Consider the following 24,622-nt stretch of genomic DNA (forward strand, 5'->3'; position numbering starts at 1 on the left):
AAAATGACTACTGCATATGAAAAAATAAATGAATTAATGGATAGAAAAAGAGTAATTGAACTGGGTGGAGGAGACGATCGAATCGATTCTCAGCACAATAGAGGGAAGTTAACTGCTAGGGAACGTATTAATTTATTATTAGATGAAGACACTTTTGTAGAGTTAAATCCTTTTATCAAGCATCGAGCAACAAATTTCGGCATGGATAAAATGGAAAGTCCTGGAGAAGGAGTTGTTACTGGCTACGGGAAAATTCATGGACGATTAATTTACGTTTTTGCACAAGATTTTACTGTTTTCGGTGGTGCATTAGGTGAAATGCATGCTATCAAAATAGCAAAGATTATGGATTTAGCAGCAAAAGTAGGAGCTCCTATCATCGGCTTAAATGATTCAGGTGGTGCTAGAATACAAGAAGGAGTAGTTTCATTAGACGGATACGGTCATATTTTTTATCGAAACTCTATTTATTCTGGTGTAGTGCCACAGATCTCAGTCATTATGGGTCCATGTGCAGGTGGTGCCGTATATTCGCCAGCTATTACTGATTTTGTATTTATGGTGGAAAAAACAAGTCAAATGTTTATAACTGGACCGAAAGTAATTGAAACGATTACCGGAGAACAAATTTCAACTGAAAATCTTGGTGGTGCTAAGGTGCATTCATCGATCAGTGGTGTAGCACATTTCACTGAAGAAACGGAACCTGAGATATTAGAGCAAGTGAGAAGATTAATTAGTTTCTTACCGCAAAACAATAACGAAAAGCCAGAAGGAATTCCTTTCTTTGAACAGGACGACTGGCGTGAAGATTTAATCGATTTAGTTCCAATTGAATCAACTAAAGTTTATGATGTTCGAAAAGTAATCGAACAAATTCTTGATAATGGCGACTTTATGGAAGTACAACCAAATTTCGCAAAAAATATAGTTGTTGGATTTGGACGGTTAGATGGTAATAGTGTAGGCATTATTGCAAATCAACCGAAAGTAATGGCAGGTGGACTAGATATTAATTCATCTGATAAGCTTTCAAGATTTATTCGATTCTGTGACTCGTTTAATATTCCTTTAATTACTTTTGAAGATGTAACCGGATTTTTCCCTGGAGTAAATCAGGAGCATGGCGGAATTATTCGACACGGAGCCAAAATTTTATATGCGTACTCAGAAGCGACAGTTCCGAAAATAACTGTAATTTTAAGAAAAGCATATGGTGGTGCATATGTTGCAATGAATTCAAAAGCAATTGGAGCGGATGTAGTATATGCATGGCCGAACGCTGAAATTGCTGTAATGGGTCCTGAAGGAGCAGCAAATATTATTTTTGCGAAAGAAATCAATCAAAGTATCGACCCAGCAGCCACGCGATCCGATAAAATTTCAGAATATCGCGAAATGTTTGCAAATCCATATGTTGCTGCATCACATGGAATGGTGGACGATGTAATTGATCCAAGAGAGACGCGTAAAGTATTAAAGCAATCATTAGAAATGCTCAAAACAAAAAGTGAAACAAGACCAAAGAAAAAACATGGGAATATCCCTCTTTAAGGTACAAACTAGATAGACCAAAAACAGGTATATCTGGTTTCAGACTGTTGACAAACGCTCGCTTTCTTCGTTGCTTCGCCTGACTGCGGTGCTCATTACCGTCTAATGGTAACTCCGCTCCTCACTAGGCTTCGCGCCTCTAAAGACAAGCGTTTTCAATCAGTCTGAAAATCAAATAAATAGGATTTGTCTACACACTGAAACCAGGTATATCTGGTTTTTTATTTATTTAGTGTAATATTTAATTAATAGAATAGGCTCTGTTCATGTCAATTGTTTATAGTATATAAAACTCATTTTTGAAAAAGATTTTATAGAAGGATTTAAATAATATTATATTTAGAGAGTGATTGGAGTGGAAGGAGTTAAGAGTAGGTAAAGCAGGAAGCTAGGTAAAACAAGGAAAGCTTAGGACGAAAAATAAACAGAGGAAATAAAATACACTAAAATTTTTTATATCTTCCCTTGATCCTGCTATTCCTTGTCCCTGCACTTAAGAAAGCGAGCATCCTGGAACGGAAATCATCAACACTCTTTTTTTACAGAACCAATTAAAAAAAAGTTAAATATTTTACCGATGAAAAAAATCGTTGACAAATATATTTTTATGTGTTATAATAATATATTTACTTATTGACTACTTAAGGTTTAATAGGTACGATAATACTTGCAAATGAATAAATAAATTTCTGTTTAGGAGTGATTTTTATGCATGGAACAAGTAATATCCAAATGTTAACGATTACAATGAATACAAATGGTATGTCGAATAAAATCCATCCAACTTTAATCTGGGATGATCAAAATGTTGTCTTAATTGATACAGGTTATCCTGGACAATTAAACGAATTTCGAAACTGTTTCAATCAGTTGGGGGTATCATTTGAAAAACTAAACAAAATTTTAATTACACATCAAGATATTGATCATATAGGAAGTCTTTCTGCGATTGTAGATGAATCGATTAATAAAATTGAGGTTTACGCGAGTGAGGTTGAAAAACCTTATATACAAGGGGATAAGATGCTTGTAAAACTCACACCGGAATCAATTGCAAAGGCTCTAGAATCATTACCTGCTGAAGCGTCTGATGATTTCCGTAAAGCATTTAAACACAGATTGGAAAATCCACCTAAAGGTAAAATAAATCATGGTTTAGAACTAGGGAATGAATTGTCAATTTGTGGAGGAATTAGTGTAATCGATACTGCCGGTCATACGCCGGGACATATTAGCTTTTATCATAAAGAATCTAAAACATTAGTTGCAGGTGATGCATTATTGATCGAAAATGGACAACTGTACCCTTCAAATCCTCAATACACATATGATGTTGAACAGTCGATAAAGTCAATTGAAGGACTATTATCATTTGATATTGATAGGGTAATTTGTTATCACGGTGGCCTTTTTGAAGGCAATGTTAAAGAAAGATTAAATGAAATCATAAAAAAATAAAAGTAGTAGGGGATAGTATGAGTAAAAATTATCAGGAATTAATAAAAGATCGAATTTATTTTGGTGGCGCTGAAGATGTAAAAGAAATGATGGAACAGGAAAATGCAGATATTATTTTTGATCTAAGAGTAAAAAAATTTGAAGCAGATTCCTCATTAAATCGCGTACATAGTCCAATAGTAGATTCGAAAGAAGAACAAGCTAAAACACTAAAACAAGCAATTGATCATGTTGTGAACGCGTATCAAAATGATCAAAAGGTGTACTTTCATTGTGGTGGAGGAAATACACGAGCAGGCACAGTAGCAATGGGGACTATGATTGCTTTAAACAAAGCTAAAACAATTGAAGAAGCTGAAGAGATGACTAGAGCAATTCGTCCAACGATCAAATCAAATCCAGATATGATCGAAGCTTTAAAAAAGATTTTTCCAAATGCATAAAAAATAAACAAAAAAAGCTAAATTTACACATTATACTTGTGAATTTAGCTTTTTTACATTATTCAGTCATACTTTGTAAATGATTTTTGATCGATTGTATAAATTCTTTACAGGTGTTCGAAATTGGCCTGTCGCTAGGGGATACAAACCAAAAGTCCTGGTAAATAAAATCATCATTTTCTTTAATTGGTAAGATTTTTAGCTCACCTTTTCGTACTTCGGGGAAATTTTTTAAAGTCGTATTGTGAGTATATTTAAATACTTGGTTTTCTTTTATCATCTCGATTAGTGCTAATGTACGATTTGATTTGAAAACAATATCATTTTTAAATCTTTTTGCCATTTGAAGAAAATTTTTATTTGAGAAATTATACATAACTACCTTCTGATTATTTAAATCGTTTGCTGTTACAAAGTCTAAATTATAAAATGGTGAATTTTTACCGACTAAAACGCAGACATATCCCGTACATAAATACTCAAAATTTAACTTATTTTCTTTTTCTAACTCTGCTTTTGTGGATACGACTAATGCTAAATCAAAACGATCATTCGTAAAATTATTCATAATTTGTGTCGTACTTTTTTCAATTAGTTCAAACGTAACATTTCTATTTTCTCCAGTGTATTTTTTTAGAACATCATACAATAGAAAAGTAAAAGTAGGAGCGCATGCTAAATGAATATGTTTAAGACTAGTTTCCTTATTATTAGCAAGTTTTTCTTTTAAATGTGTCAAATTATTTAATATTTCAATTGAGCTTGTTAAAACGATTTCTCCTTGATTAGTTAGGGTAACTCCACCCCTTGAGCGATTAAATATATTAATTTCTAATTCTTTTTCTAGTTGCGAGATCGCTTGGCTAATTCCAGAAGGAGAAATATGTAATTTTTCCGCAGCTTTTGAGATTGATTTTTCATTTGCTACCGTTACAATATACTCGAGTTGTTCAAAGTTCATGTTTATCTCCTTATAATAACTATCCTATTTGGAAAGGGAATTTAATTGTTAAGTAAAACTTAAATTTCGATTAAATAATGGTTACTATATTTTCTAACTGAAAACATGTAAAATATTAATGTCTTTTAATTTTATAGGATTAATAGGGATTAATGCAATTAAATATCAGTCTGTTGCTTAAATTATTGTTGAAAGTTGGGAAATAAAAATGTTTGCAAACAATTTGTTGAATCATCAAGAAAACAAAACATTTATATTTGTTGAAAATGCTTTATTTGTTTCAGGTATTTGTACGATTTTAGAAAACTATAAAATGGATGTTAAAAAAATAGACTTTCATCAAATAAATACTTTTGAATTAGATGAAACTTATTTCATTTGTTATGTCAAAAATGAAGAAATGGAAAAAAAGTCGCAGTTGGTCAAGTTACGTAATCGCAAAGCGAATGTCATTATTCTTAAAAATAATCTAGATTATAACGAAATTGTCCGACTAATTAGCATTGGAGTCAATGCAATCTGCTTAGCTGATATTGATGAACAATACTTGATCCAAATTATTAAACAAGTTCAAAATGGTCATTTCTTTTTAGATTCTCGCTTAACCAATAAAATAATACAAGAAAACAATCGTCTTATTGAGGATAGCAAGAAAAGAAAAGAATTAGATTATAGATCAATGAAAAATCTTTTGACTAGAAGAGAAATCGAAATACTCCAATTATTGGCTCAAGGATATTCCAATATACAAATCGGAACTGAATTGTTTATTTCAAGTAAAACTGTAAAAAATCACGTTTCGAATATTATTCATAAGCTTCAAGTATCGGATCGATTAAATGCAGTTATTTTAGCGGTTAAAAATAATTGGATTACGCTTGAATAATTTAGATATAAAATACACTAATCTTTTTATAATGTAAGATTGCTTATTTTTATGTTCGAAATAAGCTTATATTTTATCATTATGAGTTAATTGACTTACTAATTGATTATCTAAAAATCAAGACAAAAATTTGAAACATAATTGAAAATGAAAAGGTAAAATCGATAGGTTGAATGATTAAACAAACACAGTGTAAAAATAGTATAATGATCTGTATTTAAATTTAGGTAAGACGATAAATAAAGGGAGATTTTTGAATTGTTTGGTTTAAATGGTACTTTTAAGGGAACTTCGTTTTCAAATTTTTGGATATCGAGAATGTTAACCTCCACTTCATTTCAAATGTTATCTGTAGCAATTGGATGGCAAATGTATGATCTGACCCATGATGCTTTTAGTCTTGGTTTGGTAGGGTTAGCACAGTTTATCCCGATGGTATTACTTACTTTGGTCGTAGGACAAGTTGCAGACAGAGTGGATCGACGAAAAATTGTATTTCTTTGTCAAATGATTGAAGCAGTAATTGCTGGTCTACTTTTATATGGGAATTTCGCAAACTGGCTTGGTCGTGAGGAAATTTTAATTGCTGCGTTTATACTAGGAGCATGTCGTTCGTTTGAGGGTCCATCCTCTTCAGCATTATTGCCACAAGTAGTCCCAAAAGAAATTTTACAGCAGGCAATTTCATGGAGCACTTCGGCAGGCCAAACTGCTCAAATATTAGGACCATCACTTGGAGGGTTATTATTTTCATTAGGACCTGCGTTCGTATATTGTACTGCTACAATTGCGTTATTAATTTCGAGTTTTCTTACGTACTTAATTAAGTTGGATAGTCAATTTATTCGTAAATCTGAGCCGGTTACATTACGTTCGATGTTAATGGGATTAGAATTTGTTTATCGTCATCCTGTTATTCTAGGAACAATCTCACTCGATTTATTCGCAGTCTTACTTGGCGGTGCAACAGCGCTTTTACCAATTTATGCGCAAGATATTTTACATACCGGTCCTTGGGGCTTAGGATTAATGCGTACGGCACCGGCAGTTGGTGCACTGTTAATGTCTTTAGTATTAGCTTATTTCCCATTGAAAAAATCATTTGGTCCTATTTTATTTGCAGCATTAGGTGTATTTGGACTAGCAACCATGTTATTTGCAGTTTCAACAAATATAATTATTTCATTGTTTGCATTATTTATGATTGGTGCATCAGACGTAGTGAGTGTTGTCATTCGATCTTCTTTAGTACAATTACAAACACCTGATGATATGAGAGGTAGGGTTAACGCAGTAAATTCACTGTTTATTGGAACCTCCAATCAGCTTGGAGAGTTTGAATCAGGTACAATGGCAGGATTAATTGGTACGGTTCCAGCCGCATTTGTAGGTGGACTTGGTACAGTTCTTGTAGCAGGGTTATGGATGTACTTATTTCCTTCACTAAGAAGAATTCGTTCTCTATCTGAAAGTTAATCTAATTACTTTATAAAAGGAGAAATTATGGAAAAATCTAAAAATACGTTCGACAATATTGATGAATATATTTCACAATTTCAACCTGATGTTCAAGAAAAATTACAAGCGCTAAGAAAAACAATAAAAGAAATTGTTCCAAATGCAGTAGAAAAAATAAGCTATCAAATGCCGACCTTTGCTGTACATAAGAATTTAGTCCATTTTGCAGCTTTTAAAAATCATATTGGCTTTTATCCTGGTGCAAGTGGTATTGCGGCGTTTAAAGAAGAATTATCTATTTATAAAGGTGCAAAAGGATCTGTTCAATTTCCAATAAATGATCCACTACCATTTGATTTAATTAAAGAAATAGTCAAATTTCGTGCAATAGAGGATAGAAAAAAAGCAGAAGAAAAATTAAAAAAGAAGAAATAAAATAGAAGAAAAATAACACCCAAGCATTAAATTAGCTCATGCTTTGGTGTTATTTTAATTAGGATCAAAAATATACTATTTGTTCTTTATGCTTTAATTATCTAACAAATAATCCAACAATTGTTCCTGTTAAGACCGAACCTAATGTAGCAACTAATAATACTTTTAATCCGATTTTAGCAAATAGTTCGGATTGTTTTTTATCAATCGCTGCGATTGCTCCATAAATAATACCTATTGAAGAAAAGTTTGCGAATGAAACTAAGAATGATGACACAATTGCTATCGTTTTAGAAGTTAAATTTGGTATTATTTTTTGGAAATCAAGCATTGCGACAAATTCATTCGCTGCTACTTTAGTTCCCATTATTGATCCCGAACGAACTAATTCGTCTGTTGGTACACCCATTATAAAGGCAACAGGGGCAAAAACATATCCTAATATTTCAGTAAAAGTTAGACCAAATATTGAGTTGAATACAAAATTTATCATTGCCAGTAATCCAATATAAGTGATTAACATTGCACCTACGATTAGAGCAACTTTTCCACCATCTAATGCTCCATTACCGATTGCTTCAAATAGTGACTTTTCTTTAATCATTTCTTTCACATTAATTTCTTCATCTTGCTCAGAAGTAACGGGGCTTACCATTGATGAAAGAATTAATCCAGAGAATACGTTTATTGGTAGAGCAACTAAAACATATTCTGCAGGAATCATTTGCATATAAGCACCTAAGATTGAACAAGATACTGCGACTAATGAAGACGTTACAACAACGAATAATCGATTTGGTGTAAGCTTATGAAGTTCAGATTTTACTGAGAGGATTGCGGTTGTATCACCAAATACCATACTATTCACTGCAACGAATGACTCAATTTTTGGTAATCCAGTAACTTTCGCTACAGCTCCACCGATATATTTAATTGCTAAAGGTAGAATTCTTGTATACGTTAAAATCGATAGTAGTGATGAAATAAAAATAATCATCATTAAAACATTAATCCAGAAATAACCTTTTGTAGATAAATCACCGAAAACAAATGCAATCCCTTCATTACCGAAAGATAAAACTTTATTAAAGAAAGAGATAATCTTTTGTAAAATAGTTTTACCAATAGCAGTATTTAACATAAACCAAGCTAATAACAATTGAACGATTAACATGATTGCAACTGCTTTGTAGTTTATATTCTTTTTATCATTTGACATTATCCAACAAATCGCAAGAAGTAGGATAATACCTATTATAGCGATAATATATGACATATGTTTTCCTCCAGACTAGATAAATCCTTCTAGTAAAAATTTATCACTTTTGCAATTTTATTTTTACCAATCATAAAAAAAATATCATTAATAATTTATCTTTATAAAAATAGTTGAACTAATTTCATACCAGCCCATACACCGAATATTCCACATATTGCAGAAAAAACAGGTGGCGCGGGAATCGGTAATTTAATAAGAGTAAAAACAACGCCAACTATAATCCCTGCAATTAAACTCATAATGATTTCATGCATTATTTTTTCGCTCCTTAAATTAAATAGTTTGTTCATTAATTCATAAAGGAAAGACTATACGTGAAAGCTCGACACTGGAACATATGTAATTTTTATTTGAATCCTTTCACAGTCTTCGATTTCGATCATTACGATCTTCTCAGTTAAGACGTTAGTATCTCCAAAGAATGAAAAATCATATACGATTAGAAATTTTTTAACGATCATAGTAGGTAAAATGAATGAATCAAGAGAATATAAATGAATTAGCTATAAAAAGTTTGTACAAAAATCAAATGGGGGATTACGAATGAAACAATCGTTTATAAAGGAGTTCCATGATTTTTCAATGTTCGGTGAACATGCAGACAATTTTGAATACATAGCAAGCGGTAAGGATGGGGATGTATACGCTCGCAATCATTATGTAATGAAAGTATTTAAGCTTGATGGAGAAAGTCAAGACGATGGGTTTAAATTACATTTGCTAGAGAATAGTATCTATTATCCAAAAGTACATGCGTTTACAAACGAATTTATGATATGCGATCGTATAGACGGAGAAACATTTTATAATTTAGATGGACACAATAAAAAACTACGTAAACAATATAAAAATGAGATTGAACATGCTATCTATGATGCTAAAAAAGTGGGGCTTCATGCATTTGATCTGCATAATCACAATATTATGTTAACGAATAATGGCGAAATACGAATTGTAGATGTTGGTAGATATGGAGTCGATCCAGATATGCTTCAACTTGGATTTTTTAGTTCGTTGTTTGGTAGCTCACGCCGTCGTCATCGTAAGCATAGAAAACAGCATCGACACTCATCATCTTCTAACCACCATTATCGACATTCTTCGTCTTCAAGAAAGTATCAGCGAAGACATCATTCAAGTTCTTATCGTTCATATTCTTCCTAATGATTACGCCACCTTTTAATGAAGGTGGTTTTCTTTTAGTAATCTCGATTGAAAAAAATTTGATTAGATAAAAAACGCTACTTTTGTATAAGTAATACGTGAATGGAAAAACTAACCAAATATAATATAGGTAGAAATAATGGAGGTTCAAATGTTTAAAACAATTATTTCATTTATACTTCTAGTTGGGATTAGTTATTCATTCGATCATATTATGATTGCAGAAGCAAGTGGATTTACAAAAGAAATGTTAGTAAAAGAAATTGAAAATTACGGTAAGAAAGAAACAAACATGGTTCCAGCATCTTATAGCAAAAAAGACGCTAAAAAAAACGGTGATATTATACATAAACATCGAACTGCGAAAGAAAATAAAAGAATTAAGCAATTCGTAAATAATGTGATAAATAAAAATCCTGACTTTATTCGATTTGTTGAATTTACTTCAAAAGGTGACCCAGTGATAACAGAATATCAATTTAATGGTAAATTAATTTACTATCGTTTTGATAGTTCTAGAGATCGAACGGATCAATATCGTAAAGGCACATTTGCAATGAGTAAATTTGTAACAGGTCCAAAAGTATTAGAAGACTATTGCCAAAAGCTTGTCATTAATTCAAAAATGTCATATTTAACAAATTGCTATCATTTTGACAAAGTTGAATTTTAGTTTGTTAGAAAGCTTGAAGACATCATTAAAAAATTGCTTAAACAACTAGATAGAAGAAGGAAATTATAAACTGATTGAGGACTCACAACGCGATCCAGCACGCTGGAATACGTCTACACAAACACACACCGAATGGACATTCTGGTCAGATTATGAAGCAAAACGTGCGACAGTTCCGTTACTTGCTTTGAACTATGATATCCATACAAATTTAGCAGGGGACGTAAAGGCTAGAAGCTCTATTAAACTAAAGTTTTCTGCTTCGCACATCGATGGTGCAAAAGGTGCAGGACAAATCGAGGGAGCAACTCTTGAAGTTTCCTTCGATGACGGAAATACTTGGGAAGAAACAACATTAAATGCACAAGAATCAGGTTGGGAAACGAAACTTAAACTTCCGAAAAATCCAGGTGGCTCTGTATCGCTTCGCGCTGGCGCATGGGATGATGAAGGCAACCGCATCCAGCAATCTATTATTAAAGCATTTAGATTAAATTAATACCTCATTTATATAGTAAAATAGCCCTTGTTTGAAACGGAATAATCTGTTTTGGATAGGGGCTTTTTGACTGTCTTATTCGATTGAAATATGATTGGATTCAATAAAACTCTTTTCCTGCATTTCCTAATCCCTGCTCTTAAAATTTCACTTACCGTAATATTTCAATAAACAAAAAAAGAGATTCAGTGATAAGATAGACAAAATGTTCCAAATTACACTATAATTTCATAGAAATCAAAAATTATTCTTTTAGATGAATAGAAGAAATACAGTTCAAAAAAGGAGCAAATAAAAATGACAGAGAATCTAGTTCAAAAAGATAAATCTGATTTTATTAAATACATACCTCCAAAAGGAGATTTTACTAAATTTTTATCAGATGAAGATTACCAAGAGAAGGGAAGACTTTGGGGATTATTTAATAAAAATCCAAAATATGACTTTCTGTTTAAAGGTCAAGACTTCCAAAAGAAAGTAAAATTAGTAGGATATGAAACATATGGGGTAACAGATGAATATCATACGATTATTATTGAGTTTGAAGATGGGAACCAATCATGTATTCATCCAGCCTATCTAAAGGAAATGCAGTCTCCTAGCTTCAAGAAAGTGTATTTAGTAGGAGATAATGATTCGAAAATTGTAGAAGAGAAAAAACAAGAATCAGAAAAGAAAGAAACAAAAACTACGGCAACTCCTAAGAAAAAAGTAGAAAAGAAAGAAGTTGTTTCGATTACGTTACCTACAGAAAAATCACATTTTAATGGAACAGTAAAAGAATTTAGTACGAAATATAATCATTTTAATGACAGTGAAGAAGAAATTGTCATTTGGGAAAATGTTTTTGTAAAAGCTGAACAAGATTTAGAAATTGGAAACGCTTGGTGTTCATTAAGTAAATCTTTAAAAGCTGTTGAATTAGAAGTAGGTAAGGCTTATCAATTTGATGGTAAAGTTGTTGATAAGAAATTGAACAAGGAAGTAAAATATAAATTAAATAATCCTTCGAAAGTTGTAGAAATTTAATAAAATATATTTCTGAAAAAAGCTAACGTTTTTGTTAGCTTCAGAGTGTTGAAATATATAACGGTCAATATGAAAAATGGTCATTAAGTAAACACTATTGAAATAAAAAGTTAGTATATTTGATAATTGATTAATGAATAGAAATGTTAATCTGTTTTGAGCAATATTTATACACTCAAACCCAAATCATTACTTAGTTTTTTTCATTAGATTAAAATCTTTAGTACTAATAATTAGAAAAATGAATTCAAACTGATTAGTAATTTGGTCTAAGTAAAGGATATTTAATTCGTTTTTTAATGAATACTTTTTTTGAAGAATAAGTTTATTGGAACGAAAGGATGCTCGACTCCTATGGGAAATGCGGAAAGGCTAAAGACCCCGCAGGCTTGCCGAGGAGGCTCAGGTTTCGCCCCATGGAAAGCGAGCATACTGTAGTGGAAATGAACATCACTAAACTTCCTTTACGAAAATTTGATAGTTATTTGACAAGATTATTTTTTTACAGCTTGAAGCTAACAATTTTGTTAGCTTTTTTTGTCATTTCACTTTACAAATCCATCATTTTAAAAAAGTATAGATAGATCATCATAAGTTAATAATTTTATTAATTGTTTAAAGTATAAAGTTGAGTATCAATAAAAATAATATAAAAAGAGTGTTCTTAGCGTATTTTATCAATGGACAAATCGTTAAATTAAAAGGAGGCGGATTTGTGAAAAGAAAATTCGGTACAACTTTTCTAACGATTGCATTAACTGGATCGTTATTTACAACCACCGCTTTTGCAATGGAAAACAATGGTCAAAGTAATGGGAATATTGAGTTGGTCAGTTTAGGCGATTCGATAACATTTGGTTACAATTTAGGCATTAAAAATGGAGAACCATCTAGTTATGCATTCCCGTATCTGATTGCGGAAAATACAAACCTAGAAGTTCGTGATTTAGGAGTGCCAGGGTGGACGACAAAAAATCTATTAAAAGCCTTAAAGAACGATAATAATTTTAGAAACTCAATAAATCAAGCAGACTATATTACATTAGATATTGGAAACAATGACCTTTTACATGTCTTAAAGAAAAATAAGGATAATTTAACTGAAATTCCTAGCGTGATTGATTCGATGTTACCTGCTTTATCACAAAATTTAAATGAAATTATTAAGGAAGTAAGGTCATTAAGTGATGCACCGATTGTTATCTACAATTTCTATAATCCATATCAGATCAATAACCCTTTACATTATCTTTCCAATGAATTACTAACAAAATCAATTAACCCAGTAATTGCAAAAGTTGCAAGGAAAAATAAAAATATAAAAATAGCGGATGCATTTAACGCATTTGATAAAAATCAGGCCGTATATGTTCGGAAAGGTGATATACATCCTACAATTAAAGGACAAGAAGTACTTGCGTTGATTGGTAAAAATGAGCTTGGTTTAAAATAAAAATTGAAAAATGTATTTTGGTCCCTAAAAACAATTTCATTAAAATTTATGGTATGAATGTAAAAAAAGATTAACCGATATTCATTGGTTAATCTTTCAGACTGTTGACAAACGCTAGCTTTCTTCGTTACTTCGCCTGCCTGTGGTGCTCATTACCGTCTAAGGTAACTCCGCTCCTCGCCTGGCTTCGTGCCTCGAAAGACAAGCGTTTTCAATCAGTCTGAAAATCAGATAAATAGGACTTTGTCTACACACTGAAAGATTAACCGTTTTCATTGGTTAATCTTTTTTTGTTGTTGAAATTAGATTCTCATTTGGATAAAAAATGCAACTGTTTGAATGCCTCTACAAATAATGATGATCAACTTTATATTAATATTTATATAATAACCTTGATATAAATATAAGGATATTAATCGATAAAGTCTTTCGGGAGGGTCCTAATGGAAAGTATCCATGAAATTTTGGAATCAATTACATCGTATTCTGAAGGTAATGTACTAGCTACAATTATTCATGTAGAAGGATCAGCTTATCGAAAAGAAGGTACTTCAATGTTATTTAAAAGTAATGGTGAACAGATTGGTATGCTAAGCGCTGGCTGTCTTGAGATAGATCTGTCTTATAGAATAAAAGAAATTAGTGAAAAAGGAACTCCACAAACAATAGTATACGATATGAGTTCAGAAGACGATTATTCTTGGGGACAAGGTGCAGGCTGTAACGGTATCATCACAGTAATTTTAGAACCAGTTAATTTATCACTTTTTGAATATCTTAATGAACTAAAAAGACATCTATTGAATGGAAATAATGTGTCAATGATGAAAATAATATCTGACGAAAATGCTGTTATTGAAAATATTTTTGTAGTAAATGGAAGAACTATTTTTGGAAATTATGATGAGAAAAAATTGGAACCGGTAAAAAATATAATGATTCAAAAAGAGAGGTATTTTTTGAAAAGTGGCGTTACATTTATTGAACAACTTGGGGGTACTGTCTATTTCCATACGTATAAACCAAAACCGCGTTTAATTGTTTTTGGAGCAGGTAAGGATTCGATTTCCCTAGTAAAGTTTGCTTCTATTGCGGGCTTTCACGTAATAGTTACAGATTGGCGCGATGAATTATGCTCGGAAGAATTATTCCAAGAAGCTGATCAATTAATAGTAGGTTTTCCTAATGAAGTAATACCAAAGTTACAGTTAACGGAATCTGATTCGGTCATGATTATTACACATCAATTTCAAAAGGATAGGGAAATTTTGAATTTTTTAGAAAATAAAAATCTTACGTTTTTAGGTGTATTAGGTGGTAAATTACGTACGAAACGTCTCCTTAATGGATTAAATTTTCAACAGGAAATTAATAGTCCCGCGGGTTTAAAAATTGGCGCTGAAGGACCTGAAGAAATTGCGATCAGTATAGTTGCAGAATTGATTCAGATTCAGAGATGTAGGAAAGAATAACACTATGAAAAATTGTCAGATCAATGCCATATTTCTTGCTGCAGGTAATAGTAAAAGGATGGATGAAAATAAAATTTCTCTACCACTTGGATCAACAACAATTGGAAGTTTTGGATTAAGAAGATTTATACAATCAAATATAAACCATATTTTTGTTGTAACAAAAGTAAATGATTCTCTAGATTGGATTGATCGAGATCTTTTTCAGTTACCATATAAAAAATATTGGACTCATGTACCATGTATAAATGCCAATCATGGTCAATCGCATTCATTGAATTGTGGATTAAATGAAGCTCTTAAATTTGATTCTAAAGGAATAATGATACTCTTAGCAGATCAACCGTTTCTATCCATTGAAACAATTAATACATTACATTTCAATTACTTAGAGCTCCTAAAAAAGGATTCTACTATTCCATTTTTGGCTGCAAGTTTTCAAGGGATACCTAGGCCTCCCATCATTTTTTCACCTATTTCTATTCCAAGTTTATTAAAACTAACAGGAGATGAAGGAGCAAGGAAAATCGTTCGCATGCATAAAACGCTAGACGATTTTCTAATCGATTTTGAAGATAAAATCGATTTTTTTGATATTGATACAAAAGAAGCGTATGTTATGGCAAAACGAATTGCGCAAAGTAAAGATAATGATGACTTATAAAAAAATATATTTCAAAGAGTTATTGTTATAAGTTCCCTAGTAAGTACTTAAAAAAGTTAGCGTACGATGTTAACTTTTTAATCGTTAATTATCGGCTATTATTTTAGAAAATTCAGAATTATGTTATAATGATTGTAGGAAATTTGACTTAAGTTTACTATTCTTCTTATTCTATTACCGCTAATGGCCTATGGGAGGAGGGTTCTGTTATTGCACTTAAAAAGAAATCTGCTAATAAAAATGATAGTAAATTAATTAAACACGTAGATCTGTATGAAGTATTAAACAATATGGCGGAAGGTTGCTATTATTTAAATCCGAAAATGGAATTTGTATTTATTAATAAAGCAGCGGAAACAATGATTGTAAAATCGAAAGACGAATTAATTGGTGTCTGTTTGTGGGATGCCTTACCTAGTTATAAAAATACAGAAACGTATTCAAAATTCTTACAAGCTTTTGATGAGCAAAAAATACAATCATTTGAAGTGTTATCTAATTACTCTAATAAATACTTTGAAGTTAAAGTAGTTCCTGACCAAAAAGGTATTCTAGTTATTCTAAGTGATATAACTGAACAAAAAAAACATGAAGAAGAACAAAGGTATTATGAAAAAATAAAATTAATCGGTGAAATGGCAGCAGGAGTTGCTCATGAAATCAGAAACCCTTTAACAACAGTAAAAGGATTTTTACAATTAGGATTACATAATAAAGATTTCGTGAACCATAAAAAAATATTTGAATTAATGATTGATGAAATTAATCGCGTTAATTCAATGATTACGGAATTTTTAGATATAGGGAAGAAAAAACCAAATAAACTAGAAATACATAACTTAAATCATATCATTAATTCACTTTACCCTTTACTCGAAACGAAAGCATTACAAGAAGATAAACAAATTGTAAGAAATTTAGGTGATATCCCTAATTTAATGATAGATCAAGACGAAATCAGACAATTACTATTAAATATGGTAAATAACTCTTTAGATGCAATGGAACCTAGAAAAACAGTACATATTAATACTTTTATTGAAAATGATAAAATAGTCATGTCGATTAATGATGAAGGGAATGGAATTCCTTCAGAGATAATCGAAAGAATTTCAACTCCATTTGTTACGTCAAAAGAAAATGGGACTGGATTAGGATTAGCTATTTGCTTTGCGATTGCTAAACGAAATAATGCTACAATTGATTTTTCAACTAGTGTAAATGGAACAATATTCAATATAAGATTTAGTAATTCATTACATATTTAATCTTCGAATCGTATAAGTTCATGAAACTACATGTCTATTTATCATACTATTTTGCTAAATTTTCGCATAATATGTTGATAGAATTTATTATAAACTATGCTATACTATGGATATAATAAAAAAGAGTATGGTGCTGGTAACACCATACTCAGTACTACACCCGTAGTGATACGGCTGACAAAATATGTCCTTGGGGAAGGACGGTTACTTCTTATTTGAAGTAATATTGATGATGGCAACGATTAAGCTAATTAGCGCAATCGTTGCCATTACACTTTCTAGCATTAAACTAATCGTATCATGCTCCGTCATAGGCATCACCCCCTTTCTATGAAGGGTAGGTCAGCCGCATTCCCAAGTTATGTAGTACTTTAATTATACCATTTTCAGAATCAATTAGCTCTGCTATTTTGAATGATTTCCCAATTCATAGCTTTAAAGTTTTTTATTGATTTCCTAGCACCTTAAACATGCTTTTCCTTGATCCTACTCTAAAGAAGGAAATTATTCATTTATAGGGAATACACTACATAATGAAAAAATCCATTCACTTTACGAAGGGAGATTTTTGAATAAATGAAATTGGCCGGAATAATTTTTGCTACATATATATTTTCCCTAGGAGTAATTTTCTCCATTCTTACTTTCAACTACTATCATATCGACAAACATACCGTAGCTGCAAAAGTACAATCATTAAGTAATACAAATTCAAGCGTAAACAAAAGCAAAGATCAGAATAAAGAATTGTTAACAGCAAGTAGAAGTATACAAACTTATGTATGTGAAATTGTGGAAGTTTCGAATGACAAAAATAAGAAGCGCTATCAAGCCGTTTCCAAAGATGGAGAAAAATTTGATTTTAATGAAGATGAAATTGAAGGTTATATTGATAAAAATAATCCAAAAGAACATCAACAACAATTAAAAATAGGAGATACAATAGTAATTACATCTTTAAAAGATGGAAAATTGTCAATTCAAATTGATAGTGAATAAATAGGTTACATAAATTAGATCCTTCAAAGTAAAATGATGGGTCTTTTATTTTTGATTAAAAAATGAAAAACATTTAAAGCATATTGAGTAAAAATAGTATAGTTTGTGAAAGATGTCACAAAATATTCACGAAGTAGTTAAATATTAAGATTTTTATATGTTAAATTGAAGATGTAAAATCAATTAAAAAAGTCAATTAAAAGTTAAAGGTGGTAATCATTATGTTCTTAGTAATCGGATTCTGCACGATGCTTTTATTTTACTTAGTAGGTATCACTACATTATTTATTTTAACTTTAAATCAAGGTATGCAAGATCGTAAATTAGAAGTAACTAAAATACAAAATTAAATTTAGAAAGTATGATCATTTTATTATTTTGCTCTTATTTTTAACGATTTTTATTTTGTTTTACTAATAACCCATTTACAATAATGTAGATGGGTTTTTAATTATTGTTCCTTTTAATATTCAACCCATTTAATTGACTAACAAAGTTCTTTTCTTTACATAATTTAAATTAGAAGAGTTGATAAATTGACATTAACATTAATAAAGGGGATATGAAATATGGATCGGAATAAAATAAAAAAAATTAGTATTTGGTTAATCATTTTATCACCGATTATTTTCATCTTACTACCTGTAATCATTGGATTGATTTTAACTCATCCATTTAGGAGAAAAACGGAAGAAACACCTGCCGACTATCAACTAGAATACGAAGATGTCGAGTTTCAAAGTAGACTTGATCATATCACTTTAAGAGGTTGGTGGGTACCATCAGACATACCAACCACAAAAACAATTATAACTGCACATGGTTATACAGATGAGCGCAGTCAAAAAACAATTAATGGTCTCAGAATTGTACGTTCTTTACATGAAAAAGGATACAATGTGCTCATGTTTGATTTTAGAAATAGTGGTAAATCGGGTGGACGTCGAACAGGTATTGGATTTTATGAACAGCATGACTTATTCTCAGCAGTTGATTATGTAACAAATGAAAGAAAGCAATCGGATATTGTATTACTTGGATGGAGCATGGGAGCGGCCACATGTTTATTAGTAGGAAGTATACATCCTCAAATTAAAGGAGTTATTGCAGATAGTCCATTTCATGATTTACAAACTTATTTAGAGGAAAATTTAAGTGTTTGGTCAAAACTTCCTAAAAAACCATTTACTTCAATTATTCTCCGTTCTATGAAACATTTATTAAAAATTGATCCGAAAAAAGTTTCACCTGCAGAATCTGTTCAAAATGGTACTTCCACAGATTATTTATTGATTCATGGAAAGAATGATGAAAAAGTACCCTTCAGTAGTAGTGAAATCATTTTCGAACAAATACCAAATAGTAATTTGAAAACATTGTGGTTAACTGAACACGGACATATTACTTCGTTCATTGAAGAACCGGAACCTTACACGAAAAAAGTCTTAGAATTTCTTGAACAAACATTTACGTCAAAGGAAAATCATTAATTTTAATGAATAAGCAGATAAACTAAATCTTAGTTTTATCTGCTTTTTTTGCTTTAATTTAAGTGAAATTTTACTTGAACAGTATATATTATTTTTACTATGGCCTGTTAAGGATAATTGTTGAATTTTAACGGAAATCAACATTCATTTTTAACAGGTCCTTTTACTTAAAATCAACCATCGTTATTTTAAGTACTTTTTTAAATGATAAAGAGTTAAAGAGTACATGAAAGTAGAGTCAGTAGAAAATACTACTAATTATAAATTAAGTATTAAAGAGAATAAAATGTTGCTCCAAATAGCTCAATTTTATTGAAAAGGCAGGAGAACTAAGATGTCAAATGAATATCGTTCTCGAGAAGAACGTAAACGTTTAGAAAAACCTTCAAAGGATACTGAAAAAAGACCTGAAGGATTATGGAAAAAAATCACCGTATCATTATTAACGATTGTCGTCGTTTTAATACTAGTAGGAGTAGGAATATTTTATTATTTAGTTAGTGGTGCGCCAGCATTAGACGAATCAAAACTTAAAGTTCCTATATCATCAACTATTGTAGATAAAGATGGAAAAGTTGTCGCGGAATTAGGAAGGGAACAAAGGACGAAGGTATCATATAATGAGATTCCAAAAGTAGTAGAGGATGCTTTCATTGCGACTGAAGATGTACGATTTTATCATCATAAGGGTGTAGATATTCGTCGTGTTTTTGGGGCGATTTTAGCAAATATCACCGGAGGATTCGGTTCCCAAGGTGGAAGTACAATTACACAGCAAGTAGTAAAAAACTCTTTTTTATCTTCTCAAAAAACAATTAAGCGTAAAGTACAGGAATGGTACTTAGCTTTTAAGCTTGAACAAAAATATTCAAAGCACCAAATATTAGAAATGTATTTGAATAAAGTTTACTTTTCTAATGGCTTAAAAGGTCGTGGCGTGTATGGTGTAGCAAAAGCTTGTGAAACGTATTTTAGTAAAGATTTATCCAAGATTACTTTACCGGAAGCCGCAACCTTAGCTGGAATGGTAAAAAGTCCAAACCATTATAATCCAGCGAGACATCCAATTGAATCACAAAATAGAAGAAATACTGTATTAAGTCAAATGAAGAAATATGGATATATTACAAGTGAGCAATATAACGATGCGAAAGCAATTCCAATGAAATCATTAGTAAAAGTACATGAAACAGGTGGGACGAAATATCAATCATTTATTGATGTAGTAGTAAATGAGGTCGAAAAAAATAGTGATGCAAATGTTTTTACAGATGGGTTAACCATTGAAACAACATTAGATCCTAAAGCTCAAGATAAAGCTGATGAAATACTAGATAGAGGTAAAGGGTTTTATCCTAGTGATGAATTTCAAACAGGTTTTGTATTAATTGATACGAAAACAGGAGAGATTCGAGCTGTTGGCTCTGGCAGAAATACATCAACCGGTGGATTAAATTTTGCAACAGATATTAAAAGACAGCCAGGTTCATCCATTAAAGCAATATTAGATTATGGTCCTGCAATCCAATATTTAAAATGGTCGACCTATCACCAAATTTTAGACGAACCTTATTCATATTCTAATGGTACTCCTATTCGAAACTGGGATCGAAAATATAAAGGTGATATATCGATCCGACTTGCATTAGTAGATTCAAGAAATATTCCTGCATTAAAAACATTCCAAGCTGTAGGAATGGAAAGATCAAGGGAATTTGGGAATGGTTTAGGATTTAATTTTTCTAAAAATAGTTTTTATGAATCATACGCAATAGGTGGATTTACTGGCGTATCAGCTATGGAAATGGCTGGTGCATATGCAGCGTTTGGGAATGGAGGTATTTATAATAAACCTCATTCTGTAAAAAAAATCGTTTATCCAGATAAAACAGAGCAAATTTTTAAGATACAGCCTAAACAAGCTATGAGTGATTATACTGCATACATGGTTACTGATATGCTTCGTGATGTTGTTAAATCTCCGCTTGGTACTGGTAAAAGAGCAAACGTTCCTGGACTCGATATGGCTGGGAAAACTGGTACGACAAACTATTCTGAAGAAGTAAAACAAAAATACGGGTTTCCGTCCGATGCAACTCGCGACAGCTGGTTCATAGGCTATACTTCAGACGTAACAATGGCAGTTTGGACTGGTTATGAAAAAAATAAAAAAAATAACTTTTTAAGTAAAGGATCAACGAATATTGCAAAAGTTATTGCAAGAGATATGTTAGCATCTAGTGGAGATCAGAGCGCCGTATTTATTAAACCACCTTCAGTTGAAAAAATAAGAAATGAATTATACATTCGAGGAGAAAAAGTTGATGATCTTCCGAAAGATATCATTATAGAACCTGCTAGAAACGTAAAAGCAAATTATGATCCTGTTACGAGTAATATTTCGATTAATTGGAATTATCCTGCAAGCTTAATTCAAAAAACTACTTTTGAAGTAAGTTATACCGTTAACGGTGCGCCGGGACAAGCTCAAAAGATCCAAGGTACTGCAACAAGCATTAATGGAATCGTTCCTGGAAACCTTGTGAAAATTACGATTATCGCTACTAGTGTAGATGGAAAGAGTGCTCCCGTAACGGTTACGGTTGATTTATCTTCAATTGAACAACCTACTACACCACCAGCGGGTGAAAATGGACAGGGTCAAGGAAATAATGGTCAAGGACAAGGTAATCAAGGGCAGGGTAATCATGGACAAGGAAATGGCCAAGGTGGCACTGGTAATGAATCAGGTATTCCAAATCCAATTGTGCCTAATCCCCAAAAACCACAATAATATCAAATATTTCAAAAACGCAGTGGAAAAATACCATTGCGTTTTTTTTGTATTGAAAAAAAGTCATCTTTTGATATTTTTAGCTAATAAATTGTATTTTTTCATAAGTTCGTCTTATTTTCTGTTAATTTATTAAACTAAAATATCACGTACGTAAATATAAATAAGTAATTGATAATAAGAATATAGTGGAGGAGTAGTGGATGTCAAAAGGGTTGAAATTAGTAGGGATGGTCATTTTCATTAGTGTTTTGAACGTGATTGTCTTTTCTCCTGGTTTGATTGGAATCCAATTGAGTCGTACGAATGCACTGAAAACTGCTTTTGGAGTTGCCTTCATAATAGCGAGTTTGATTATGCTTTTATTTACAATGTATCAATTATTTTTTAAACCAAAAGAGGAGAAATCGATTAAGAAGTTAAAAACAAAAGAAGATTTTGTTCTCGCTTTAAGTCGGTTTAAAGGCAGTAGTGTATTAAAGGAAGATATAAACACGACGATTGAACAGATTGAACGAATGAAAAAGAAAAAAGTAGTTTTTCATCAGTTATTAACAGATAAATTTTCGCCAACTGAGATTACGTTCAACAAATTTGCTTCTGTTGTGGACGAGGTTGAAACATTATTTTATTTAACAATTAAAAACATTTTAAATAAAATCAGTACATTTGATGAATCAGAGTATAAAAATATGAAAGGGAAAGATGCTTCTCGTTATTCTAAGACATTATTAAAAGAAAAAACAGATTTATATAATGAATATTTTGACTTCGTAAGAAAATCGATTGAAATGAATGAAGAGATACTTGTTAATATTGATAAATTAATTCTCGAAATTTCAAGATTAGATGTTGTTGGAATAGATGAGATTGAGGAAATGGATTGCATGAAAGAAATCGATGCCTTAATTCAACAAACAAAATATTATAAGCAATGAATGAAAGGATGAAATGAATGAAAAAGTTTCTTATTGCTTCTATTTCGATCGTTGTAATTGTTTTTCTTCTTGTTTATCTTGGCGTTTATTTTACTTCAGCAAAAAAAGTTGTAAAAATAACTGACAAAAATAAAAATGAGAAATTAGCTAAAATGATTTCTGACATCAGTATTACAAAGGCAAAGCCAATAAAAGGGCAAATCGACTTAACTACACCTGATGTGGCAAGCGAACTACCTGATATTTCTAAATTTCCAATATCAGTTAAAAACACGAGTGATAGCTTTGTAGAAATATTTTCTTCAACAGAAAAGTCCAGTGATGGGAAAAATGGCTGGTTAAATACTGTAGCAAATGAATTTAATAATGAAAAGTTAAATGTAAACGGCAAGCAAGTATCAGTAAAAATCCGTAATATTGCATCAGGAACTGCGACGGATTTTATTAAATCAGGAAAATATGTACCTGACGCATTTACACCTTCAAACGAACTTTGGGGTCAAATGATTGCTGCAGATGGGCTGAAAACTGAAATAGTATCGAAGCGATTAGTTGGAAACGTACCAGGGATTGTAATTTCAAAAGCTAAATACGATGCATTAAATAAGTCTTACGGTAAAGTTGATACAAAGACTATTGTTGAAGCGATGACGAAAAACGAGCTTTCAATGGGATATACAGATCCGTTCACTAGTTCAACAGGATTAAACTTTTTAGTCACTGCATTAAATTCTTTCGATTCAAAGAACTTACTTAGTGATACTGCTGTAAAAGGATTTCAAAGTTTCCAAGCAAATGTACCGTTTATTGCTTCAACAACACTTCAAATGAGTGATGCAGCAAAATCGGGTGTACTGGATGCATTTGTATTAGAATACCAGACTTATAATAATTCTGATTTTAAAAATGGTTACAAGTTCATTCCTTTTGGTGTACGTCATGATAGTCCACTATATGCTTTAGGGGAATTATCGAAAGAGAAAATGGATATTTTAAAAAAATTTGCTGAATTTGCAAATCAAAATTCACTTCAATCAATTGCAAAAAATGATGGTTTTAACGGACTAGATCAATATAAGTCTGAGCTTAATTCGATTGAAGGAAATACACTAACCGCTGCTCAAAAGCTATGGAAAGGCAAGAAAAATACATCAAATCCAATTGCTGCTGTGTTTGTAGCAGACGTTTCTGGAAGTATGGACGGAAAACCACTAAATGAGTTAAAAGAATCCTTATTAAAAGGACAAAAATATTTGGGCAGAGACAATAGTATCGGGCTAATCTCTTATTCCGCAGATGTAACAATCAATCTACCAATAGCAAAATATGACGCAAATCAACAATCAAAGTTTGTAGGAGCAGTTACAAGCTTAGATTCAGGTGGAGATACTGCAACGAACGACGGTATTCTTGTTGCAATCAATATGCTGAAAGATGAAATGAAAAAGAATCCAAATGTTCGACCAATGATTTTTGTATTAACTGACGGTGAGACAAATCATGGTCATTCGTTGAAAACCGTTAAAGGGATCATAAAAGCATATAAGGTGCCAATCTATACAATTGGTTATAACGCTAATATTAAGGCACTTGAAAGTATATCGAGTATTAATGAAGCAGCAAATATAAATGCAGACTCAGATGATGTAATCTATAAAATTCGAAATCTCTTTAATGTTCAACTTTAAAAATGTAGGAGGATTTT

General features: G+C 31.5%; 23 protein-coding genes. 20 read left to right on the forward strand and 3 right to left on the reverse strand.

Annotation, left to right across the window (positions count from 1 at the left end; genetic code table 11):
• The first annotated feature begins 3 nt into the window (after window positions 1-3).
• From B7R67_RS06905 to B7R67_RS06915, 3 genes are all read left to right on the forward strand, one after another.
• Window positions 4-1,554 carry an acyl-CoA carboxylase subunit beta gene (locus tag B7R67_RS06905; RefSeq protein ID WP_088068856.1) on the forward strand — a complete coding sequence of 517 codons (1,551 nt, stop codon included), beginning with the start codon at window positions 4-6 and terminating at the stop codon, window positions 1,552-1,554.
• Between the two features lie 708 nt (window positions 1,555-2,262).
• The gene (locus B7R67_RS06910) at window positions 2,263-3,012 is read left to right on the forward strand and encodes an MBL fold metallo-hydrolase (protein ID WP_088068857.1); all 750 of its coding nucleotides are present in this window, start codon (window positions 2,263-2,265) and stop codon (window positions 3,010-3,012) included.
• Between the two features lie 17 nt (window positions 3,013-3,029).
• Window positions 3,030-3,455 carry a protein-tyrosine phosphatase family protein gene (locus B7R67_RS06915; protein WP_088068859.1) on the forward strand — a complete coding sequence of 142 codons (426 nt, stop codon included), beginning with the start codon at window positions 3,030-3,032 and terminating at the stop codon, window positions 3,453-3,455.
• A gap of 58 nt (window positions 3,456-3,513) precedes the next feature.
• Here the strand turns inward: B7R67_RS06915 and B7R67_RS06920 are convergent, their stop codons facing one another.
• Window positions 3,514-4,416, reverse strand: coding sequence for a LysR family transcriptional regulator (locus B7R67_RS06920; RefSeq protein WP_088068861.1), 903 nt, complete (start codon window positions 4,414-4,416; stop codon window positions 3,514-3,516).
• 208 nt (window positions 4,417-4,624) lie between these two features.
• Between B7R67_RS06920 and B7R67_RS22735 the strand changes: the two genes are divergently transcribed.
• From B7R67_RS22735 to B7R67_RS06935, 3 genes are all read left to right on the forward strand, one after another.
• The gene (locus tag B7R67_RS22735; RefSeq protein ID WP_088068863.1) at window positions 4,625-5,302 is read left to right on the forward strand and encodes a response regulator transcription factor; all 678 of its coding nucleotides are present in this window, start codon (window positions 4,625-4,627) and stop codon (window positions 5,300-5,302) included.
• Window positions 5,303-5,560: 258 nt separating this feature from the next.
• The gene (locus tag B7R67_RS06930; protein WP_208615632.1) at window positions 5,561-6,778 is read left to right on the forward strand and encodes an MFS transporter; all 1,218 of its coding nucleotides are present in this window, start codon (window positions 5,561-5,563) and stop codon (window positions 6,776-6,778) included.
• Window positions 6,779-6,805: 27 nt separating this feature from the next.
• The gene (locus B7R67_RS06935; protein WP_088068865.1) at window positions 6,806-7,195 is read left to right on the forward strand and encodes an iron chaperone; all 390 of its coding nucleotides are present in this window, start codon (window positions 6,806-6,808) and stop codon (window positions 7,193-7,195) included.
• Between the two features lie 97 nt (window positions 7,196-7,292).
• Here the strand turns inward: B7R67_RS06935 and B7R67_RS06940 are convergent, their stop codons facing one another.
• Window positions 7,293-8,471, reverse strand: coding sequence for a NupC/NupG family nucleoside CNT transporter (locus B7R67_RS06940; RefSeq protein ID WP_088068867.1), 1,179 nt, complete (start codon window positions 8,469-8,471; stop codon window positions 7,293-7,295).
• Window positions 8,472-8,572: 101 nt separating this feature from the next.
• Window positions 8,573-8,728, reverse strand: a complete 156-nt coding sequence (locus tag B7R67_RS06945; RefSeq protein WP_088068869.1) for a XapX domain-containing protein — start codon at window positions 8,726-8,728, stop codon at window positions 8,573-8,575.
• 289 nt (window positions 8,729-9,017) lie between these two features.
• On the opposite strand from B7R67_RS06945, the gene B7R67_RS06950 reads away from it, so the two are divergent.
• The 14 genes from B7R67_RS06950 to B7R67_RS07010 all read left to right on the forward strand — a co-directional run bounded on the left by B7R67_RS06950 (window position 9,018) and on the right by B7R67_RS07010 (window position 24,605).
• Window positions 9,018-9,638 (forward strand): hypothetical protein, encoded by a 621-nt coding sequence (locus B7R67_RS06950; protein WP_088068871.1) that lies wholly within the window; start codon window positions 9,018-9,020, stop codon window positions 9,636-9,638.
• A 151-nt stretch (window positions 9,639-9,789) separates the two neighbouring features.
• Window positions 9,790-10,311: a DUF4362 domain-containing protein gene (locus tag B7R67_RS06955; RefSeq protein WP_158095043.1), complete on the forward strand. Its 522-nt coding sequence runs from the start codon at window positions 9,790-9,792 to the stop codon at window positions 10,309-10,311.
• A 187-nt stretch (window positions 10,312-10,498) separates the two neighbouring features.
• Complete coding sequence (locus B7R67_RS06960; protein ID WP_088068875.1) at window positions 10,499-10,810, forward strand: hypothetical protein; 312 nt, start codon at window positions 10,499-10,501, stop codon at window positions 10,808-10,810.
• Window positions 10,811-11,107: 297 nt separating this feature from the next.
• On the forward strand, window positions 11,108-11,839 hold the full coding sequence (locus tag B7R67_RS06965; RefSeq protein ID WP_088068877.1) for a hypothetical protein: 732 nt from the start codon (window positions 11,108-11,110) through the stop codon (window positions 11,837-11,839).
• A gap of 715 nt (window positions 11,840-12,554) precedes the next feature.
• A complete protein-coding gene (locus B7R67_RS06970) occupies window positions 12,555-13,292 on the forward strand; it encodes a GDSL-type esterase/lipase family protein (RefSeq protein WP_088068879.1) in 738 nt (245 codons plus the stop codon).
• Window positions 13,293-13,735: 443 nt separating this feature from the next.
• Window positions 13,736-14,764: an XdhC family protein gene (locus B7R67_RS06975; protein ID WP_088068881.1), complete on the forward strand. Its 1,029-nt coding sequence runs from the start codon at window positions 13,736-13,738 to the stop codon at window positions 14,762-14,764.
• Window positions 14,765-14,768: 4 nt separating this feature from the next.
• Window positions 14,769-15,428 carry an NTP transferase domain-containing protein gene (locus B7R67_RS06980; protein WP_088068883.1) on the forward strand — a complete coding sequence of 220 codons (660 nt, stop codon included), beginning with the start codon at window positions 14,769-14,771 and terminating at the stop codon, window positions 15,426-15,428.
• Between the two features lie 290 nt (window positions 15,429-15,718).
• A complete protein-coding gene (locus B7R67_RS06985; RefSeq protein ID WP_088068885.1) occupies window positions 15,719-16,696 on the forward strand; it encodes a two-component system sensor histidine kinase NtrB in 978 nt (325 codons plus the stop codon).
• A 576-nt stretch (window positions 16,697-17,272) separates the two neighbouring features.
• Window positions 17,273-17,695 carry a hypothetical protein gene (locus tag B7R67_RS06990; RefSeq protein WP_088068887.1) on the forward strand — a complete coding sequence of 141 codons (423 nt, stop codon included), beginning with the start codon at window positions 17,273-17,275 and terminating at the stop codon, window positions 17,693-17,695.
• Between the two features lie 221 nt (window positions 17,696-17,916).
• Window positions 17,917-18,045: a hypothetical protein gene (locus tag B7R67_RS22660; RefSeq protein ID WP_268876006.1), complete on the forward strand. Its 129-nt coding sequence runs from the start codon at window positions 17,917-17,919 to the stop codon at window positions 18,043-18,045.
• Between the two features lie 219 nt (window positions 18,046-18,264).
• Window positions 18,265-19,185 carry an alpha/beta hydrolase gene (locus B7R67_RS06995; protein WP_088068889.1) on the forward strand — a complete coding sequence of 307 codons (921 nt, stop codon included), beginning with the start codon at window positions 18,265-18,267 and terminating at the stop codon, window positions 19,183-19,185.
• Between the two features lie 334 nt (window positions 19,186-19,519).
• Window positions 19,520-21,979, forward strand: coding sequence for a transglycosylase domain-containing protein (locus tag B7R67_RS07000; RefSeq protein WP_088068891.1), 2,460 nt, complete (start codon window positions 19,520-19,522; stop codon window positions 21,977-21,979).
• 203 nt (window positions 21,980-22,182) lie between these two features.
• Entirely contained in the window at window positions 22,183-22,917 is a 735-nt protein-coding gene (locus B7R67_RS07005) for a hypothetical protein (protein ID WP_088068893.1), read from the forward strand.
• A gap of 17 nt (window positions 22,918-22,934) precedes the next feature.
• Complete coding sequence (locus B7R67_RS07010) at window positions 22,935-24,605, forward strand: vWA domain-containing protein (RefSeq protein ID WP_088068895.1); 1,671 nt, start codon at window positions 22,935-22,937, stop codon at window positions 24,603-24,605.
• The last annotated feature ends 17 nt before the right edge of the window (window positions 24,606-24,622 follow it).

Source organism: Gottfriedia luciferensis (assembly GCF_002156865.1).
GTDB lineage: Bacteria > Bacillota > Bacilli > Bacillales > Bacillaceae_G > Gottfriedia > Gottfriedia luciferensis.

Coding starts and splice junctions, on each gene's coding strand:
- B7R67_RS06975 (WP_088068881.1), top strand. CDS start 13,736: ATGGAAAGTATCCATGAAATTTTGGAATCAATTACATCGTATTCTGAA.
- B7R67_RS06995 (WP_088068889.1), top strand. CDS start 18,265: ATGGATCGGAATAAAATAAAAAAAATTAGTATTTGGTTAATCATTTTA.
- B7R67_RS06940 (WP_088068867.1), bottom strand. CDS start 8,471: ATGTCATATATTATCGCTATAATAGGTATTATCCTACTTCTTGCGATT.
- B7R67_RS22660 (WP_268876006.1), top strand. CDS start 17,917: ATGTTCTTAGTAATCGGATTCTGCACGATGCTTTTATTTTACTTAGTA.
- B7R67_RS22735 (WP_088068863.1), top strand. CDS start 4,625: ATGTTTGCAAACAATTTGTTGAATCATCAAGAAAACAAAACATTTATA.
- B7R67_RS06945 (WP_088068869.1), bottom strand. CDS start 8,728: ATGCATGAAATCATTATGAGTTTAATTGCAGGGATTATAGTTGGCGTT.
- B7R67_RS06950 (WP_088068871.1), top strand. CDS start 9,018: ATGAAACAATCGTTTATAAAGGAGTTCCATGATTTTTCAATGTTCGGT.
- B7R67_RS06985 (WP_088068885.1), top strand. CDS start 15,719: ATGGCGGAAGGTTGCTATTATTTAAATCCGAAAATGGAATTTGTATTT.
- B7R67_RS07010 (WP_088068895.1), top strand. CDS start 22,935: ATGAAAAAGTTTCTTATTGCTTCTATTTCGATCGTTGTAATTGTTTTT.
- B7R67_RS06990 (WP_088068887.1), top strand. CDS start 17,273: ATGAAATTGGCCGGAATAATTTTTGCTACATATATATTTTCCCTAGGA.
- B7R67_RS07005 (WP_088068893.1), top strand. CDS start 22,183: ATGTCAAAAGGGTTGAAATTAGTAGGGATGGTCATTTTCATTAGTGTT.
- B7R67_RS07000 (WP_088068891.1), top strand. CDS start 19,520: ATGTCAAATGAATATCGTTCTCGAGAAGAACGTAAACGTTTAGAAAAA.
- B7R67_RS06955 (WP_158095043.1), top strand. CDS start 9,790: ATGTTTAAAACAATTATTTCATTTATACTTCTAGTTGGGATTAGTTAT.
- B7R67_RS06910 (WP_088068857.1), top strand. CDS start 2,263: ATGCATGGAACAAGTAATATCCAAATGTTAACGATTACAATGAATACA.
- B7R67_RS06905 (WP_088068856.1), top strand. CDS start 4: ATGACTACTGCATATGAAAAAATAAATGAATTAATGGATAGAAAAAGA.
- B7R67_RS06915 (WP_088068859.1), top strand. CDS start 3,030: ATGAGTAAAAATTATCAGGAATTAATAAAAGATCGAATTTATTTTGGT.
- B7R67_RS06920 (WP_088068861.1), bottom strand. CDS start 4,416: ATGAACTTTGAACAACTCGAGTATATTGTAACGGTAGCAAATGAAAAA.
- B7R67_RS06980 (WP_088068883.1), top strand. CDS start 14,769: ATGAAAAATTGTCAGATCAATGCCATATTTCTTGCTGCAGGTAATAGT.
- B7R67_RS06935 (WP_088068865.1), top strand. CDS start 6,806: ATGGAAAAATCTAAAAATACGTTCGACAATATTGATGAATATATTTCA.
- B7R67_RS06965 (WP_088068877.1), top strand. CDS start 11,108: ATGACAGAGAATCTAGTTCAAAAAGATAAATCTGATTTTATTAAATAC.